The organism is Paenibacillus sp. MAH-35, from assembly GCF_058135425.1.
The window spans coordinates 1-18,369 of sequence record NZ_JBYUPU010000045.1; the positions used below are offsets into that span (position 1 = coordinate 1).

Annotated in this window: 13 protein-coding genes; 5 read left to right on the forward strand and 8 right to left on the reverse strand. The window is 55.6% G+C overall.

The annotated features are described in order from the left end of the window. Window positions 1-184: 184 nt before the first annotated feature. Together uvrA and uvrB are read right to left on the reverse strand one after the other, a co-directional pair. Entirely contained in the window at window positions 185-3,067 is a 2,883-nt protein-coding gene (uvrA, locus tag AC3Y2E_RS29355) for an excinuclease ABC subunit UvrA (RefSeq protein WP_379216809.1), read from the reverse strand. A 122-nt stretch (window positions 3,068-3,189) separates the two neighbouring features. Then, on the reverse strand, window positions 3,190-5,187 hold the full coding sequence (gene uvrB / locus AC3Y2E_RS29360) for an excinuclease ABC subunit UvrB (protein ID WP_379216811.1): 1,998 nt from the start codon (window positions 5,185-5,187) through the stop codon (window positions 3,190-3,192). Window positions 5,188-5,354: 167 nt separating this feature from the next. Here uvrB and AC3Y2E_RS29365 point away from each other — a divergent pair, with 167 nt between their 5' ends. Then, a complete protein-coding gene (locus AC3Y2E_RS29365) occupies window positions 5,355-6,140 on the forward strand; it encodes a flagellar motor protein (protein ID WP_379216813.1) in 786 nt (261 codons plus the stop codon). Further along, window positions 6,133-6,909, forward strand: coding sequence for a flagellar motor protein MotB (locus AC3Y2E_RS29370; protein WP_379216815.1), 777 nt, complete (start codon window positions 6,133-6,135; stop codon window positions 6,907-6,909). The genes AC3Y2E_RS29365 and AC3Y2E_RS29370 overlap by 8 nt, the downstream gene beginning before the upstream one ends. An 818-nt stretch (window positions 6,910-7,727) precedes the next feature. Here AC3Y2E_RS29370 and AC3Y2E_RS29375 read toward each other — a convergent pair. The 5 genes from AC3Y2E_RS29375 to ftsE form a co-directional block, all read right to left on the reverse strand. Next, window positions 7,728-9,020 carry a PDZ domain-containing protein gene (locus AC3Y2E_RS29375; RefSeq protein WP_379216817.1) on the reverse strand — a complete coding sequence of 431 codons (1,293 nt, stop codon included), beginning with the start codon at window positions 9,018-9,020 and terminating at the stop codon, window positions 7,728-7,730. A 205-nt stretch (window positions 9,021-9,225) separates the two neighbouring features. Beyond that, complete coding sequence (locus tag AC3Y2E_RS29380; protein ID WP_379216819.1) at window positions 9,226-10,680, reverse strand: S41 family peptidase; 1,455 nt, start codon at window positions 10,678-10,680, stop codon at window positions 9,226-9,228. Window positions 10,681-10,766: 86 nt separating this feature from the next. After that, on the reverse strand, window positions 10,767-11,951 hold the full coding sequence (locus AC3Y2E_RS29385; RefSeq protein WP_379216821.1) for a murein hydrolase activator EnvC family protein: 1,185 nt from the start codon (window positions 11,949-11,951) through the stop codon (window positions 10,767-10,769). Between the two features lie 37 nt (window positions 11,952-11,988). After that, window positions 11,989-12,906, reverse strand: coding sequence for a permease-like cell division protein FtsX (ftsX, locus tag AC3Y2E_RS29390; protein ID WP_190929288.1), 918 nt, complete (start codon window positions 12,904-12,906; stop codon window positions 11,989-11,991). Beyond that, entirely contained in the window at window positions 12,896-13,582 is a 687-nt protein-coding gene (ftsE, locus tag AC3Y2E_RS29395; RefSeq protein WP_379216824.1) for a cell division ATP-binding protein FtsE, read from the reverse strand. The genes ftsX and ftsE overlap by 11 nt, the downstream gene beginning before the upstream one ends. A 189-nt stretch (window positions 13,583-13,771) precedes the next feature. On the opposite strand from ftsE, the gene AC3Y2E_RS29400 reads away from it, so the two are divergent. The 3 genes from AC3Y2E_RS29400 (at window position 13,772) to AC3Y2E_RS29410 (ending at window position 16,795) form a co-directional block, all read left to right on the forward strand. Continuing rightward, the gene (locus tag AC3Y2E_RS29400) at window positions 13,772-15,241 is read left to right on the forward strand and encodes a VanW family protein (RefSeq protein ID WP_379216826.1); all 1,470 of its coding nucleotides are present in this window, start codon (window positions 13,772-13,774) and stop codon (window positions 15,239-15,241) included. Window positions 15,242-15,372: 131 nt separating this feature from the next. Beyond that, a complete protein-coding gene (locus AC3Y2E_RS29405; RefSeq protein ID WP_379216828.1) occupies window positions 15,373-15,903 on the forward strand; it encodes a DUF1700 domain-containing protein in 531 nt (176 codons plus the stop codon). Window position 15,904: 1 nt separating this feature from the next. Beyond that, a complete protein-coding gene (locus AC3Y2E_RS29410; protein ID WP_379216830.1) occupies window positions 15,905-16,795 on the forward strand; it encodes a DUF4097 family beta strand repeat-containing protein in 891 nt (296 codons plus the stop codon). 144 nt (window positions 16,796-16,939) lie between these two features. On the opposite strand, the gene argH is transcribed toward AC3Y2E_RS29410, so the two are convergent. After that, a complete protein-coding gene (gene argH, locus AC3Y2E_RS29415) occupies window positions 16,940-18,358 on the reverse strand; it encodes an argininosuccinate lyase (protein WP_379216832.1) in 1,419 nt (472 codons plus the stop codon). Window positions 18,359-18,369 lie beyond the last annotated feature (11 nt).

The following is an 18,369-nucleotide window of genomic DNA, read 5'->3' on the forward strand; positions in this document are numbered from 1 at the left end:
CGGGGTTTGCCTTCGCTACCTCCGCACCCATCCTCACGGACTGAGCACTATGCGTCAGCTACTACTTCCGCCGCCACGCGGTGTAGAGGAGACTTTCACTCCTTAGTCGAAGCGCTGCCAAGCGCACGAAAAACCAACCCCGTTACGAACGCCGTCGTTCGAACAGGGTTGGTTGTTGGAGCGGTCATACGACCGCATTCTCCTTAGCTTCACGCTCTTTCTCTTGCTGCTCCGTACGCTCCAGGTCGCGCTCCAGAATCGGCTTTAAATACTTGCCGGTGTAAGACTCCGGTACCCGGACGACTTCCTCCGGCGCTCCCGTCGCCACGATCGTGCCGCCTCGAGTGCCGCCTTCCGGCCCCAGATCGATCAAATAATCGGCCGTCTTAATCACGTCCAGATTATGCTCGATTACAAGCACCGTCTCGCCGCTGTCCACCAGACGGTGAAGGACTGTCAACAAACGGTCGATGTCGTCGATATGAAGACCCGTTGTCGGCTCGTCCAAAATGTAGATGGTCTTGCCGGTGCTGCGCCGGTACAGCTCGGCGGCCAGCTTCACCCGCTGCGCTTCGCCACCGGACAGCGTCGTTGCCGGCTGGCCCAGCTTCATATAGCCGAGGCCTACGTCCAGCAGCGTCTGCAGCTTCCGGTGAATACGCGGAATGTTGCGGAAAAACTCGCAGCCGTCCTCGATCGTCAGCTCCAGCACCTCGGCGATGCTTTTGCCTTTGTATTTGATATCGAGCGTCTCGCGGTTGTACCGTTTCCCTTTGCACTGCTCGCAAGGCACGTAAACGTCCGGCAGGAAGTGCATCTCGATCTTGATGATACCGTCTCCGCGGCACGCTTCGCAGCGTCCGCCTTTCACGTTAAAGCTGAACCGGCCTTTCTTGTAACCTCGCACCTTCGACTCGTTGGTAGCCGAGAATACGTCCCGGATATCGTCGAACATCCCTGTGTACGTAGCCGGATTCGATCTCGGGGTTCTTCCGATCGGCGACTGGTCGATCTCGATAACCTTCTCGATATGCTCCAGGCCGAGTATTTCCTTATGCTCGCCCGGGCGGGTCTTCGCTTTATTCAGATCGCGCGCGAGCGATTTGTATAAAATTTCGTTAATCAGCGTACTTTTGCCCGACCCGGATACACCGGTGACGCAAGTGAATACGCCGAGCGGTATTTTGGCGTTAACGCCTCGCAGATTGTTCTCCTTGGCGCCTTTGACCTCAAGCCACTTTCCGTTAGGCTTCCTCCGCGGACTCGGGATCGGGATAAACTTCTTGCCGCTCAAATATTGACCGGTAAGCGAGTTGGGATCTTCCATGATTTCCTTCGGCGTTCCTTGCGCCACGACTTGTCCGCCATGGATGCCGGCACCCGGTCCGATATCGATAATATAGTCCGCAGCGATCATCGTATCCTCGTCATGCTCGACGACGATCAGCGTATTGCCGAGATCACGCATATGCTCCAGCGTACGAATGAGACGGTCGTTGTCCCGTTGATGCAGACCGATACTCGGCTCGTCCAGGATGTACAGAACACCCATCAGGCTGGAACCAATCTGGGTCGCCAGGCGGATACGCTGCGCCTCGCCGCCGGATAACGTACCGGCCGAACGGCTGAGCGACAAGTAGTCAAGACCGACGTTAACCAGAAAGCCGAGACGGGCTTCGATTTCCTTGAGTACGAGCTGGGCGATCGTCCGCTCCTTCTCGGTCAGATCGAGCCCGCCGAAGAAATCGGCCGCATCTCCGATCGACAGATTAGTCACGTACGCAATATTTTTATTGCCGACGGTGACGGCCAGCGTCTCTCGCTTCAGCCGTTGGCCTTTGCAACCCTGACACGGCTTCGCGCTCATATATTGCTCGATATGCTCGCGGATGCCGTCCGAAGCGGTCTCGCGGTATCTCCGCTCCAGGTTGCGGACGATTCCTTCGAACGGAACGAGCGCTTCCTTGGACAGGCCAAAATCATTCTCGTAACGGAATTTGACCTTCTCGCCGCCGGTTCCATACAAAATCTTCTTCATATGGTCCGCCGACAGCTCGGCAACGGGAACGTCCCGAGGGATATCGTAATGTTCGCACACCGCAGCCAGAAACTGAGGATAATAGTTGGACGTGCTTCCCGCCCAAGCCTCGAACGCGCCTTCCTCGATCGTCATCGACGGGTTCGGTACGAGAAGATCCGGATCAACGATCATCTTCGCTCCCAAACCGTCGCAATCCGGGCAAGCTCCGAACGGGCTGTTGAACGAGAACATCCTAGGAGCGAGTTCATCGATGCTGAAGCCGCATTCCGGGCACGCCAGCTTCTGGCTGAACAGCAGCTCTTCCTGCTCCATCACATCGACGATCACCCGGCCGTCGGCCAGCTTCAGCGCCGTCTCCAGCGAGTCCGCGAGCCGGGCCTGAATGTCGTCCTTCACGACGATCCGGTCGACGACAACTTCGATCGAATGTTTCTTGTTTTTCTCCAGCTCAATCTTCTCGGACAGATCGCGGATCTCTCCGTTAACGCGGACGCGAACGAAGCCCTGCTTCTGAATGTCGGCCAGCAGCTTCGTATGCTCGCCCTTGCGTCCGGATATGATCGGCGCCAAGATCTGCAGTTTCGTCCGCTCGGGATATTCCATAATCCGGTCAATCATCTGCTCGACCGACTGCGCGGTAATCTCGATGCCGTGATCCGGGCAATGCGGCTTCCCGATCCGGGCAAACATCAGCCTGAGGTAATCGTATATTTCCGTAACCGTGCCGACTGTAGACCGGGGGTTGCGGCTGGTCGTTTTCTGGTCGATGGAGATGGCCGGGGACAATCCTTCGATCGAATCGACATCCGGCTTGTCCATCTGGCCCAGAAACTGTCTGGCGTAGGCGGAAAGCGACTCGACGTAGCGGCGTTGTCCCTCCGCGTAGATCGTATCGAAAGCGAGCGACGATTTGCCGGAGCCGCTTAACCCGGTCAACACGACGAACTTGTCGCGCGGTATCGTTACGTCAACATTTTTTAAATTATGAGCTCTCGCTCCTTTGATCACGATGCGGTCTTGAGCCACTGTGAACCATCCTTTCCGTGGGTAGAGCCATTCATTCCTTCATCATAACACCGTTAAAAACGACTGGGAACCGGCCGCCCGGTTGAAACATTCTCCAGCTCCGCCGCGAAAGAGAGCCGCCGTTACAGGGCGGCTTTGAGCTCCAATATCGCATCGCGCAGCTCGGCGGCACGTTCGAACTGCAAGCTTTTGGCAGCTTCCTTCATCTCCGCTTCGAGACGTTCGATCAGCGAGGCGCGGTCTTTCTTGGACATTTTCTCGGACTTCACGCCGGCCAGATAGTCCGCCTTCTGCTCCGCCACCTTCGTGGCCTCGATAACATCGTGCACCCGCTTCTGGATCGTCTGCGGCGTGATGCCGTGCTTCTCGTTGAACTCGATCTGGATCGCGCGCCGCCGCTCGGTCTCGCGGATGGCCCGGTCCATCGAATCTGTCCGCTTGTCCCCGTACATAATAACCCGGCCGTTCGCGTTCCGCGCCGCCCGTCCGATCGTCTGAATGAGCGACCGTTCGGCACGCAGAAACCCTTCCTTATCCGCATCCAATATGGCGACGAGGGATACTTCCGGCAAGTCCAGCCCTTCCCGCAGCAGGTTGATGCCCACCAGCACATGGAACGTGCCGAGCCGCAATTCGCGCAGCAGCTGCATCCGTTCAAACGTCTTGACATCGGAATGGAGATAACGGACCTTAATGCCGAGCTCTTTGAAATAATCCGTCAAATCCTCCGACATTTTCTTCGTCAGCGTCGTGACGAGCACCCGCTCGTCCTTGGCGATCCGCTCGTTGATCTCGCCGATCAGATCGTCGATCTGTCCCTTCGTCGGGCGCACCTCGATAATCGGATCGAGAAGACCTGTCGGCCGGATGATCTGCTGCACCATCGTCGGGCAGCTCTCAAGCTCATACGGGCCCGGCGTAGCCGAGACGAAGATCGCCTGGCTGATCTTCTGCTCGAACTCCTCGAATCGCAGCGGCCGGTTATCCAGCGCCGACGGCAGCCGGAAGCCGTGATCGACCAGCACTTCCTTCCGCGCCCGGTCGCCGTTGTACATCGCGCGGATTTGCGGAAGCGATACATGTGATTCGTCAACGATAACCAGCATATCGTCGGGGAAATAGTCCAGCAGCGTATACGGCGTAGCGCCGCGTTCGCGGAACGTAAGCGGGCCGGAGTAGTTCTCGATGCCGGAGCAGAACCCCATCTCGTGCATCATCTCCAGATCGTACCGGGTCCGCTGCTCCAGCCGCTGAGCCTCCAGCAGCTTGTTCTCGGAACGAAGCTCTTCGAGCCGCTCCTCCAGCTCGCGCTCGATGTCCACCAGCGCCTTCTTCATCGTATCCTCATGGGTGACGAAGTGAGACGCCGGGAAGATCGCCACATGATCCCGCTCGCCGAGAATCTCTCCGGTCAGCACGTCGATTTCAGTAATCCGCTCGATCTCGTCGCCGAACAGCTCGATGCGAATCGCCTGCTCGCCTCTCGAAGCCGGGAAAATCTCGATAACGTCGCCCCGAACGCGGAACGTCCCGCGGACGAAGTTAAGATCGTTCCGCGCGTACTGGATATCGACCAGCTTGTGCAAAATCTCGTTGCGCGGTCGTTCCATCCCCGTCCTCAGCGACAAGACGAGATTTCGGTACTCCATCGGGGAACCGAGACCGTAAATGCACGATACGCTGGCAACGATGATTACGTCGCGGCGTTCGAACAACGAACTGGTTGCGGAGTGGCGGAGCTTGTCGATCTCATCGTTAATACTGGAATCTTTCTCAATGTACGTATCGCTCGAAGGAATATACGCCTCCGGCTGGTAGTAGTCGTAATAACTGACAAAATACGACACGGCGTTATGGGGAAAAAACTCCTGGAACTCGCTGCAAAGCTGAGCCGCCAGCGTCTTGTTATGCGCAATAACAAGCGTCGGGCGGTTCACCCGGGCGATCACCTGGGCGGCCGTAAACGTCTTCCCCGTGCCGGTCGCGCCAAGCAGCGTCTGATATCTCTTGCCCTCCTGCAGTCCGCGGACAAGCTCGTCAATAGCCCCAGGCTGATCGCCTTGAGGCTGGAATGGAGAAACCAGTTGAAACGGTTTGTTGTGGAGCACGATATCGCTCATCGCTTTATCCCTCGCTCTGGGTCTTTCGACTCTATTGACTCTTTCTTCAATTACCGATATATGGTGTGACATGCGACAGGGTCTACCGAATGTTTGTTCTCATCAGATATTATACTTCTTTTTCCGAATTGTTGCAAATTTTCAAACAAAGGGTGTGGGTCTGTTTCATGGATTTAACTACGATTCTAGGCATAATACTTGGCCTGCTGGCATTGGTGGGAGGTTTCCTGCTGGATGGAGGCCATATCAACGGTCTGCTCGTATTAAGTGCCGCCATTATCGTGTTCGGAGGCACGATCGGCGCGGTTGTCGTCAGCTTCCCGAAATCGCAGCTGAAGCAGATCCCGAAAGCACTCCGCATGGCGTTCAGCGAAAGGAAAACAAAACCGGAGCAGCTGATCGAGGAGCTGGTCGAGATGGCGGTTATCGCCCGCCGGGAGGGCGTGCTTGCCATAGAAGACCGCGCTCAGCAGCACCCGAACGTTTTTCTCAGGGACGGATTGCAGATGGTGGTCGACGGCACGGACCCGGATCTGATCCGGCAAATTCTCGAAGTTGAGATCGAAGCGAAAGAAAAGCTGCATGCCAGCTTTGCGAAAATATTCGAAGCCGCCGGAGGTTACGCTCCGACGATGGGGATTATCGGTACGGTCATGGGTCTGATCCACGTCCTGAGCAACATGTCCGATCCCGAATCGCTCGCCGGATCGATTGCCGTAGCGTTCGCAGCCACCTTGTACGGCGTCGCCAGCGCGAACGTCATCTACCTGCCGATCGGCAGCAAGATCAAAGTCCGCAGCGAAGAGCAAATCGCCGAGATGGAGATGATGCTCGAAGGGCTGCTCGCCCTGCAGGCGGGACATAACCCGCAGATGATCCAGAAAAAGCTGACGTCCTTCCTGCTGCTCGACACGGAAGCGCAAGTTCGGAAGGAAGCGAACGCCGATGGCTAGGAGACGCAAGCAGCCGTCCGGTTCCCATTCCAGCAGCGAGCGATGGCTGATCACCTATGCCGACCTGATTACGCTGCTGATGATTTTTTTCGTCATCCTGTATGCGATGAGCAAGATCGACTCGGCCAAATACGACACGTTGTCCAGAGCGCTGCAGATGCAGTTCAACGACGGCTCCTCGGTCATCCCGAAAGGGACCGGCATTATGGGCGAGGCGATTCCCGGGGACCCGAAGTCCGGAGACCAGACGCAGCAGCAGCCGGAATCCAAGACGGAGCCAAACTCCGATCCCGAGAAAGAAAAAGAGAAGGAATTGCAAAATTTGCTGAAAATCGTTCAGCAATATATTGCCGATCAGCATCTGGAGGAACAGCTGTCCGCCAGCGATACCCCCCGCGGCATCGCGATCAAGCTGAACGACCTGTTTCTGTTCGATCTTGGCAAAGCCGAGCTGAAGCAAGGGGCTTATCCCGTGCTGGAGAAGCTGGCGAGCCTGTTTCCCACCCTGGATACGAAAGTGAGCATCGAGGGGCATACGGACGACCTGCCGCTCGCCACAGGATCGGCTTATCAGGACAACTGGGGACTTTCGCAAGCCCGGTCGGTGTCGGTCATCCGCTACTTCGTCAATACGGCCAAGCTGGACGCCGGTACGTTCATCTCCTCAGCTTATGCCGATACGAAGCCGGTTGCGCCTAACGATTCCGAAGCGAACCGGCAAAAAAACCGCAGAGTCGAAATCGTCGTGCTGCGGAACGATCAGAAATAATCCAAGTATAAACTCTGAGCTGGATGCGGCTCTGAAGTACTAATGCAACGCTACGTAAAAATCCCAACACTTGTACGAGCAGATCTTACCGAAGCGGCGAGTTTGCGCAGACGGGGCGATAGGATGTACTAGTCGGCATATAGAGGCTGTCGATTCAATGTGTAGAAGTGATAGCAGGCCGTTCCAAGTGAAAAGTTACCTTCTTCTGCTCAAACAGGTTGTCCGGAATCCCTTGATTAAATAAGGATGGTAAGGTAGGGGATTCCAGACAAAACTCGCCAGAAGCTAATCTTTTCCCTTCCACTTGGTTGTCCACATTGAGTCGACAGCCTCATATAACAGGCGAGCAATGGCGTTTGGCAAAGAATACGGTTCAACCTTGTTTTGCTCCCTGCAAATGAAGATAGAGGAAACTTTACTTCCGCTAATTCGTCGATGGAACTCTTTTAGGGGCGTTAGCGGAAGTTTTATTTCCTCTATACGAAGGATTTCTATGTATTTCAAGCAAGTTTCCATAAATAACGGAAGTAATAGTTCCGCTATCCACCTTTCTGGACGGTTTCAGGCGCATTAGCGGAAGTTTTTCTTCCGCTAATCGCTTCACCCTGCAAAAAAGCTGCCGGATCCGGACACCGATCTCCGCTGCCCATACACTGGTAGATTTATCTGTTGGTGTAATTTGAGGTCTGGCACTAGAAGCAAGAAACTCCAGTTCCATGGTTGGTGGAATTGGAGTTTTTCATTAATCCCGGAAGAACTCGGCCGGCCGGACTTCCAAAATCCAGCCGTTCGACGGACGGAAGCCCGGGTCCAGCCGCCTACAGCGCTCCGCTCTCCTTCGCTGCGGATGGTACCTCCTGGCTCCGCCGTCCGGCCTTCGTAAACCAGTTGACGTTCCGCTCCTCCAGGTAATACATCACCTTCTCGTCGGGAGCAAGCAGGACGCCCAGCAAATGGTGATCGCCCGAATATAGAGCTCTCTGAACGAACTTGCTGTGCCCTTCGGTATTGATCACCTCCAGCTTGCAAAAGGCCCCGTTGACGCCGAGCGCTTCATGCAGCTGTTCCTTGGTCCGGACCCGTACCCCGTTCACCTTATGAATAATTTCGCCGGCTACAAGCCCCATCTCGCTGGCCGGACTGCCGGGCAGCACGGCCAATATTCGCAGCCCTTGCTCGTTATGCACGTAATACGGAGGCTTCTCCGCCTCCTCTCGCCCGCTCCACCACAGTAAAGCTTCGTGCAGAACAATCGCCAGAACCGAACCGATCAGCACGAATCCGGGCAGCCATTCCGCCCCCGCCGCCAAGGCCAGTACAGCCAGCGAGTAGAAGAACAGGAGCGACGCGCTCCGCTTCGCCTTCTGCTGCGGCAGCCGGGTCACCGTCCGCTCGGCGAAACCGAGCATCACCGGCAGCGCGGCAAAGGTCCAGCCCGCGTTCCAAATATCCCCTCCGAACAAAGGTGTCCATGGCAACGCTGCCGCAGCACCGGCCGATTGAACCGGCACCAGCAGCAGCAGCGGCACGGGCCAAAATTGCTGGAGCTGGTACCCGCCGATCACCTTGCCGCGCTTGCCCGCCACGAACAACGGCATAGCCATGTCGGCCCCCTGCTTTCTGACGAAAAACGACTCCAGCAAATGCAAAATGCCGACTAAAGCGAGAAGCGAAGAGATGGGCAAGCTCTGAAGCGGCTTAACGGCCGCACCCACGTAGGGAATCTCCGCCAACCCCGGAAACCAGCCTGTAATGACGTGCAGCATTCCTAATACCCCGACGGAGTAGGCCAGACATATAAACCGTATCCGGAATACCGCCAGCAGTGCGGACAACACCCACAGCCAGATCAGGACGCCGGCCGGCACCGTTGCGCCGACAAACGCCATGGCAAGCGATGCCGCCATCCCTGCAGCTATGCCCCAAAGGACCGTTTTCCAAGCCGTATCCAGCATCGAGTGCAGCCGGGTGGAGAACAACTTGCGTTCCAGTACGATTTGTTTGTGATACTGTAAAATAACGAACAAAATTCCGATATAGTAAAACGGCTGAGCAGCAAGCTGAAGCAAAGCGCGCAGTACGCCTCGCGCCAGTTCGGCCACGATTTCCATCCAGGCACCGCTCCTTTATGCACAAACTATCTCCCTCTCCGCTGCAAAGGGAGTTCGCACCAAATTCAACAAAAAAAGAAGGGACGGCTGATTAACCATCAGCCTCCCCTTCTTGGTTCGACGTTGCGATCGCGAATTCCTGCCGTTTCCCGCAGCTTTCCAGCGTTTTCCGATATCCGATCGTTTGCCCCTATGCTTCCGGCTCCTACTTGATCGCCTTCTTCATCGCTTCGACCGCCGCTTTTAATTGCAGGTCGTTTTTGGGATCGCGGATTTCTTTAGTGATCGCTTCTTCGATTTTGTTAGCCGTTGCGACGTCCACCTCACCGTTAGCCGGCAGACCGTGCTGGCCTTGGAACAACTTGACCGCCTGAGCGGTAGCTTCGCTGAAATAGCCGTCTATCCGTCCGGGCTTGTAGCCGAGACCTTCAAGCATCATTTGCAAGTTTCTGACGTCGTCCCCGAGTGTATCGGTTTTGAGCGTCGTTTTCTTGGACATCGGCGACGCTTTGAAGTAGGAAGGCTGATCCACCGTCAGATCCGGTTCGATTCCTTTCTCATTCACCCAGTTCCCGTTCGGGGTGAGCCACTTCATGACCGTCATCTTAATATTGCTGCCGTCGCCCAACTCGTGTTGGTAAGTAACCTGAACGGTACCTTTGCCGTACGTCTTCTCTCCGACCAGCGTAGCGCCGGCCGATTCTTTCAGCGCTCCCGCCATAATCTCCGATGCGCTCGCGCTTCCGTTATTGATCAGCACGGCGATCGGATACGGCTTGCTCGATCCTTTGGACACCGTCTTCTCCCGCTGTCCGTTGCGGTCCTCGACCTGGACGACCGTTTTGCCGCTGGCTACGAACGGATCGAGCATGTCCACTACCGCGTTCAGCATACCCCCCGGATCGTTCCGGACGTCGATGACGAGAGCTTTCATCCCCTGATCCTCGAGAGCCTTCAGGTGTTCCTTGAACGTCTTCGCCGTATTCTGCACGAACTCCCGGACGTCGATTTTGCCGACTTGACCGTCCATCATCTCGGAGTGCACCGTCTCGATTGGAATATCGTCGCGTACGACCACGATCTCGATCGGCTCGGCTCCGGCCCGCATAATTTGCAGCTTCGCCTGAGAGCCTTTGGTGCCCCGGATTTTCATTACAGCTTCCGACAACGTCAGCCCGTCCAGCTTCTCTCCGTTAACCGACATGATGATGTCGTTCGTCCGGATGCCCGCCTTCTCCGCCGGCGATCCTTTGATCGGTGAAACGACCTTCACCCTGCCGTCTTCCAGCGACACCTCGGCTCCGATCCCCTGGAACGTGGAGTTGAGCATGTCGTTGAATTGCTGCGCTTCCTTCTGATCCATGTACGTCGTGTACGGATCGTTCAGGGAGCCCAGCATGCCATGGATGGCGCCGTCGATTACTTTCGTCTTATCGACCTCGTGCAAATATTGGGTTTTGATCAATTCGTAGGTCGTGGAGAGCTTCTTCAGCTCCTGGGCAGTAAATCCCGACTGTTCCGCCTTGCCTCCCGATACGCTCTTGCCCTGCTCGGCAAACGAAAACGGACCGACGATCGTGAGCGTCAGCACGCTGCTCGCGAACATCGCCAGCAGCATAAACGCCACGAAAATATACAGATTGCGACCTTTCCAGAACATCGTGCTTTCTCACCGCCTCTTATGGCTTGTCTGTCTGCGCTGTTTCCATTGTATGATGCCAGCCGTTCAAATATAAGCACGGTTCGTTATTTTTTCAAATAAGGGAGCGGATCGGCCGGCGCATTGTTTTTGCGTACCTCAAAGTGCAGATGGTTGCCTGTAGAACGCCCCGTAGAGCCTACTTCAGCGATCGACTGCCCGCGCTTCACCTGATCGCCTTCCTCTACCAGCAGCTTCCGGCTATGCCCGTACCATGTCTGCAAGCCGCCTCCATGATCGATGACGACCGTGTTGCCGTATCCGTTCACCCACTGGGCGATAATGACCGTTCCGGCTTCAGCCGCTTGGATATGCGTTCCTGCAGGCGCCGGAATATCGATGCCCTTATGATTGGCGTCCGATTTGTTGATCGGGTCGACCCGGTATCCGTAACCGGACGAGATCGTCGTTCTGCCTGGCAGCGGCCAGCTTAAGGTTCCACCGCTGTACACGAACGTTTGCTTGCTGTTGTTTTTGTTGCGCTCCGCCCAAAGCTTCGATTTCTCCTTGGCCAGGTTGTTCAGCTGCGCTTCCGCTTCCTCGCTGATATGCTCGAGGTCCTTTTCCTGCTTGGCCAGGCTTGCGATCAGCACTTCCTTATCCTTTTCTTTCACTACTAGTGCGTTTTTGATCTTTTCGTTTTCGGCGTACAGCAACCGGATTTCCTCAAGCTGATTCTCCACCTGAACTTTCTTCTGGGCGACCGCCTCGCGATCCCGTTTGTTCGCCTCCAGAATATCCTTGTCCTGGCTGACGATCGATTTGAGCGCGTGGTACCGGTCCAAAAAGTCGCTGAAGCTGGTAGACTCGAGTAACACGTCCATATAAGAGACGAAACCGTTCGTATACATGAGCCGCACTCTGGACTTGAGCAGTTGATCGCGCGTCTCGACGCGTTGTTCCGCTTCCTGAAGCTCTTCCGTCGTCTTCATCAGATGTGCCGCCGAAGTATCGATCTGCTTCTGAATTTGGTTCAGCTTGTCGCCCTGCTCTTCGATTTGCTTCCACAGCTCTTGAATGCTGCTCGCTTCCTGCTCCTTGCGTGCGGCAATATCCAATTTAAGCTTGTCCGCTTCCTGCTGCTTTTTGGCGGTTTCCGCCTCTTTTTTCTGAATTTGCTGGAGCTGGCGGTCGATTTCAGCATTGGTAATAGCATACCCTTCTTTTGGCGCGGACATAAGCAGCATGGATAAGCTGCAGACGGCGATAAGCGATATTTTTACCTTTTTCAAGACAGGAATTCCTCCTTGGCGTCTGGCCGACCGATTGTTACACTCTCAAAAACTTGCGAACGGACAAAATACTGCCCCATATGCCGATCATCACGCCGATGCCCAGCAGCAGTGCGGGAATGATCAAAATAAGCTCGTGAACCGGGATCAGTGTGATCAGCATCAGTCCGAGCTGTACTTTCGTATAAGTGAGAAGCTCCGCGTATCCCCACAGCAGAACGCCTACAGGGATCGCCGATCCGATGATGCCGAGCAGAGCGCCTTCTATGAAAAAAGGCCAGCGGATAAAGCTGTTCGTCGCTCCGACCAGCTTCATGATGCCGATCTCCCGCCTGCGTGCGACAATCGTAATCTTGATCGTATTCGAGATAAGAAACATTGCGGTAAATGCGAGAAGCAGAACGAACACAAGACCTACGTTGCGGACGATGTCGGTAATTTTGAATAACGTGTCGACGGTGCCTTTGCCGTAGTTGATTTTGTAAATAAGCGGAGGGTTGTTCTGTGCGTCGAGCGCCTTGATCTGTTCGGCCACTTGTCCGACCAGCGGCGGATCGCTCACTTCAATCGTAAACGAATCGTTCAGCGGGTTGTTCTCCCCGTCGAAGCCTTCCAAAAGCTCCTTGCCCTCTGCGCCCATCTTGTCCCGCAGCAGCTCGAGCCCTTCCTCCTTGGATACGTAAGTAACCTTTTTAACGGCGGCGAGGGAGGCGATATCCCGCTGTACGGCGTTTTTCTGCTGCTCGGACGTATTCACTTCGAGATACACGCGGATTTCGACCTGACTTTCAATCTGATCGGCCAAGTTGTTGACGTTAAGCGCCAAGACAAGAAAGATGCCAAGTACAAATAAAGATATCGATATCGCGCTGATCGAGGCGAACGTCATCCAGCCGTTGCGGACAACATTTTTAGCGCCCTCCCGGATGTGCCGACCGAAGGTGCTAATCCTCATAGCCGTAATCCCCTCTCAGCTCGTCGCGGGCAATATTCCCCTTCTCGATGGCGATGACGCGCTGGCGCATCGTGTTGACGATTTCTTTGTTGTGCGTTGCCATGACGATCGTAGCGCCCCGGAAATTAATCTCTTCGAGAAGCTTCATAATGCCCCAAGATGTATCGGGGTCCAGGTTACCGGTCGGTTCGTCTGCGATAATGACGGCCGGATTATTCACGATGGCGCGGGCGATCGCCACGCGCTGCTGCTCGCCTCCGGACAGCTGGCTTGGCAGCGATCCGACCTTGTCCTTCAGCCTGACCAGCTCCAGCACTTCCAGCGTCCGCTTCTTGATCAGCTTCTTGGGCGCCTCGATGACCTCCATCGCGAATGCGACATTTTCATACACCGTCATCTTCGGCAGCAGCTTAAAATCCTGAAAAATAACTCCGATGTTGCGCCGGACATAAGGAATTTTGCGCTGGCGCAGCTTTTCTAGATTAAAACCGTTTACGAAGATCTGGCCCTTGGTCGGCCTCTCCTCGCGATATATCAATTTCATGAACGTGGATTTTCCCGCACCGGACGGGCCTACCACATATACAAATTCGTGGGCGTCGATTTTCACATTGATGCCTTTCAATGCATGGGTTCCGTCTGGATACGTCTTCCATACATCTTGCATTTCGATCACACGATCACATCCTGTTAATAGTTAACATGTAAGAGTTCGACACCTGGTCCCGAAATCCTCTAGAAAACTTTGTCTTTCTACATATTCTTTCAGATTAGCCCGGCAATCGCCGCTTTTTTTGGTAGTCGTAATACCCTGCGCCCCCCGCATATACATAGGTTGTACCCCTTTAAATCGAGGAGCGTTGCTATGAAACGACGTACGATGAACTCGCTGCTGCTGGCCGCCGTCGCGTGCATGGTTGCGTTATGGATAGCGTTCTGGTGGTATTCGGGACAGCGTGTCGTTCCTCCGGGTGTCCGTCTAGGAGACTTACCGATCGGCGGTATGCCGGAGCGGCAATTCCGGCTCGAGCTGCAGAGCCGGCTTGCGAACTTGTACGGGGAGACCGTACGGCTTGGGCCCGGGGAAAATCTGGAGGGAAGCCGTCCCTTCACTTGGGGACAGCTGGGCTTGTCGGTCCGGGAGGAAGAGCTGTCGAAATGGGCCGACTATTGGTTCGGAGCGAGCCGGCTCGAAACGGTCAAGCGGAGATGGCAGATGCGCGGCAGCGTCATTCCGGTTCATCTCGAACTGTCGGAAACGGCCTTGCGCGAAGCTTTATCCAAAGTATGGCCCGCTCCCATGAACCCGGTCACCCGAAACGCAGTTCGCCGTATTACGGCAGACGACCGTGTGGAATACGTTCCGGAGCAGCGTGCCGCAGCCGTTGACGTACCGGAGCTGGTCAAGTGTCTGACCGATCTCGCCTATTCGCGGTTCAACGATCGCGCGCTTACAGAAGAGGGGAACGCCGATCCGCCGCCATTCGTCGTCCTACCGATGAAGGAAGCCGTTCCGGAGATGACCCTGGATCGGCTCCAGGCGCAAGGCATCGACCGGAAGATCGCCGAGTATTCGACGACCTCTCCCGGAAGCGCCGCAGGCCGGAACCATAATATCCGGGTCACGGCAGGAACGATTCACGATAAGCTGCTCGCTCCCGGCGAACAATTCGACTACGGCGCTATCATCCGTGAGACGGAGAAAACACACGGTTTCCAGGAAGCCCCGGTCATCTACAACGGGAAGCTGGTACCGGGAATCGGCGGGGGTATCTGCCAAGTGTCGACGACACTGTATAACGCCGTTCTGCGAGCCGGCCTGAAAGTGAACGAACGGCGCAATCATACGCTGCCGATCAGCTACGCGCCGCTCGGTCTGGACGCCACATTTGCAAGCGGTTATATCAACTTCGTATTCACCAACAGCAGCGATCAATACTTGCTCATCCGCACCGAAACGGACGAATCCCGGGTAACAGTAAAACTGTTCGGGCGGCTGCCGGAAAATGTGACGTACGATGTCGAATCCCATGTCATTCAGACGCTGGAGCCCCCGGTTCAATACGTCCATAATCCGACATTGCCGCTCGGCAGCCAGACTTTGCTCCAGCAGGGCAAGCCGGGATTCGTCGTAGAAACCTACCGGATTCGCAAAGAAAACGGCGCCGAGACCGGTAGAGAAAAACTGTCCAAAGATACGTATCAGCCCCAAACGACACTCATTGCGGTCAATAACGGCGAAGTCAAGCCGGAGGAGAAAAACGGCCCGCCCGGAGGCGGCAAGCCGATCGTCGAAGATGGAGTCAGCGGTCCCGTATTTCCCAAGGGGCGCTGACTTCTTTTTTTGTGCCCGGAAACAGGCGCGAAACATGACAGTCATATGACGATCGGGACTATGTGACTATGACTGAAAATGTGTATATTGATTGTGTAAGAAATAAACGAATCGGTAGGGTGATGCAAGCGATGACGAAAGCGGAATTTTTCGATATGCTCGATCAAAAGCTGCGCGGCGTGCCGGAACCGGACCGGACGCAAATCATACAGCGATACGAGGACCTGTTTCACCACGCTTTGGCGAGCGGGGAGACGGAGGAGCAAGTCGTGCACCGGATTTTATATCAGGGCAGCGGAGCAGCGGCCCCGGCTGCTCCCGGCTCCAAAAAAAGCGATTCTTCGCTGCGGCTTATTCTGGGAGGCTTCGCCCTCATCCTGTTTAATCTCATCTTCGTGTTAGGTCCCTTCATCGCCGTCTGCGCGGTACTGTTCAGCTTAGGCCTGGCTGGAATTATTCTGCTGTCCTCCCCGTTTGTGTATTATTTCGCCAACGGGATTCCGGACAGTTTGCTGGAGATGCTGTTCGTCATCTTCTCCTGCACGGCGCTGTTTGGGCTCGGACTGATCCTGACGGTGGGCGTCTCTTACGTTGGACCGAAATTTATGCTGCTGATCAAAAAGTATATCGGCCTGAATGTCAAAGCCGCGAGGGGGTATTAAGATGGGCTGGATTCGTAAATCATTGTTTGCTCTCGGGCTGATCTGTCTCGGCGGCGGTCTGGCCGGCTCGATCATCGTGTACTCGGCGGCGGACGGATTTCGCGGCAAAACGGAGCAAATCGACGTGGAGAAAAAAGTGTCCGCGCAGGATGTAGAGCGGATCGCGATTCATTCGGACTATCCGAATATCAAGTTCGTCCGGAGCAGCGACTCGGATATTCACTTGAGGCTGACCGGCCCGATGTCGGACCGGCCGGGCAATAACGCCGATATTCAGCTGAATGCGGCAAACGGAACTTTAACGGCGGAAGTCGAGCTGCAAAAACGCAATAAATGGATCCAATTCAACTTGTTCGAGCTCCTGAACCTGATGGACGGCTCTCTGACCAAGCTGCAGGTGGAAGTGGCCCTTCCCGACAAAAACTTCAAGCTCGTAGAATTGGACACCGATGTCGGTCATATCGACGCAGGGAGTGTGGTTCGCGCCGAACGGCTCCGGCTGGAAACGAGTGTAGGCAACATTTCGCTGGACGCCTTCCAAGGCTCCAAGCTGGAATTATCCTCCGAAGTGGGACGTATCGAAGCAAAGCGGCTGGAGCCTTCGGATTCGGTTCAGGTGGAGACGGAATTCGGCAGCGTCGATTTGTCGTTTGACAACCTGGCGGAGTCGATGGAGCTGTCCACAGAAGCAGGCAGCCTGAATGTAAAAGTACCGCGCTCCGCGCCGATTCGCCTCGATCTGAAAAACGAGCTGGGCGGCATAAGCGCCGACCTGCCGGATCTGCAGACCCGTACCAAAACGAACAATACGCTGGACGGCAGCGTCGGTTCGGGCGGTCCCTTGCTGAAGGCAAGATCGGAGTTTGGCTCGATCAAAGTCGAAGCGAAGTGAGAAACGGAGACACGCTGTGAGCAGGTTGTCCCTGACGTCATAAAGAAACCCTCCCGCCGGTGGCGGGAGGGTTTTCGCGTGCTTGAGCATGTGAGCCATGCGATAGCAGCATGGACGATTAGCGTGAGGACTTCCCCTCCGCTCTTACTTGCTGCTCTTCTCCATATATTCCTCGAACCAGGCTTCGCTCGCGGCAAGCGCCTGCTCGGCGCGGCCGATCGCGGCGGATACTTGAACGGTAGCCGTCCCCCCGTAGACGTTGCGGGCGTTGACCACTTGCTCCGGCTGGAGCACCTGGTAGATTTTGTCGTCGAACAGCTCCGAAAATTGCAGAAATTCCTGCAGCGACAAGTCGAGCAAATACTTCTTATTTTGAATACAGTACAGCACCGTCTTGCCGATCACTTCGTGAGCTTGACGGAACGGCAAGCCTTTGCCGACCAGGTAGTCGGCGATATCGGTGGCGTTGGAGAAATCCTGGTTCACCGCTTGACGCATCCGGTCGCGGTTCACTTTCATCGTCGCGATCATCGGCGCAAACAGCTGCAGCGCTCCTTGGAGCGTCCGTACCGTATCGAACATGCCTTCCTTGTCTTCCTGCATATCTTTATTGTAAGCAAGCGGAAGAGCCTTCAGGACGGTCAGCATGCCGACCAGGTTGCCGTAGACACGGCCGGTTTTGCCGCGCACCAGCTCGGCGACGTCCGGATTTTTCTTCTGCGGCATAATGCTGCTGCCGGTGCAGAACGCGTCATCCAGCTCGACGAACTGGAATTCGGTGCTCGACCAGAGGACGAGCTCTTCGCACAGCCGCGACAGATGCGCCATGACAAGCGACGCATTCGCCAGAAACTCGACGATAAAATCGCGGTCGCTGACCGCATCGAGACTGTTCTCGTAGACGCGTTCGAAGCCAAGCTGCTCGGCCACGAAGTGACGGTCGATCGGGAACGTCGTCCCGGCCAGCGCGCCGGCTCCCAGCGGCAGAGCATTAATGCGCTTGTAGCTGTCGCGCAGACGCTCGATATCGCGGTCGAACATCGACACGTACGCCATCATATGGTGAGCGAACAAGATCGGCTGAGCCCGCTGCAGATGCGTATACCCCGGCACGATCGTATCGAGATTCGCTTTCGCTTGTCCGATCAGCGCTTCCTGCAGCTTCACGAGCATGCCGACAAATTCGACGACGCGCTTGCGCAAGTACAAGTGCATATCCGTCGCCACCTGGTCGTTGCGGCTGCGTCCCGTATGAAGCTTGCCGCCGACAGGGCCGATTTCCTCGATCAGCGTTTTCTCGATATTCATATGAATATCTTCGTCGGATACCGAAAACTCGACTTCTCCGCGACGGATCATTTGAAGCACCTTCAGCAGACCGTCCTGAATTTTCTCCACATCGTCCGCAGGCAAAATCCCGCATTTCCCCAGCATCGTCACGTGCGCCAGGCTGCCTTGAACGTCTTCCTCGGCCAGCTCCTTGTCGAACATAATCGACGCCGTATATTCCTCGACCAGCTGGTCCGTCTTTTTCGTAAACCGTCCACCCCAAAGCTTCGACACGCTGTATATTC

What these genes read in the sequence shown, in the direction of transcription:
- AC3Y2E_RS29405 (WP_379216828.1), top strand. Translation starts at nt 15,373, where the DNA reads ATGACGAAAGCGGAATTTTTCGATATGCTCGATCAAAAGCTGCGCGGC.
- AC3Y2E_RS29410 (WP_379216830.1), top strand. Translation starts at nt 15,905, where the DNA reads ATGGGCTGGATTCGTAAATCATTGTTTGCTCTCGGGCTGATCTGTCTC.
- AC3Y2E_RS29400 (WP_379216826.1), top strand. Translation starts at nt 13,772, where the DNA reads ATGAAACGACGTACGATGAACTCGCTGCTGCTGGCCGCCGTCGCGTGC.
- AC3Y2E_RS29370 (WP_379216815.1), top strand. Translation starts at nt 6,133, where the DNA reads ATGGCTAGGAGACGCAAGCAGCCGTCCGGTTCCCATTCCAGCAGCGAG.
- uvrB (WP_379216811.1), bottom strand. Translation starts at nt 5,187, where the DNA reads ATGAGCGATATCGTGCTCCACAACAAACCGTTTCAACTGGTTTCTCCA.
- AC3Y2E_RS29380 (WP_379216819.1), bottom strand. Translation starts at nt 10,680, where the DNA reads ATGTTCTGGAAAGGTCGCAATCTGTATATTTTCGTGGCGTTTATGCTG.
- AC3Y2E_RS29365 (WP_379216813.1), top strand. Translation starts at nt 5,355, where the DNA reads ATGGATTTAACTACGATTCTAGGCATAATACTTGGCCTGCTGGCATTG.
- AC3Y2E_RS29375 (WP_379216817.1), bottom strand. Translation starts at nt 9,020, where the DNA reads ATGGAAATCGTGGCCGAACTGGCGCGAGGCGTACTGCGCGCTTTGCTT.
- ftsX (WP_190929288.1), bottom strand. Translation starts at nt 12,906, where the DNA reads ATGAGGATTAGCACCTTCGGTCGGCACATCCGGGAGGGCGCTAAAAAT.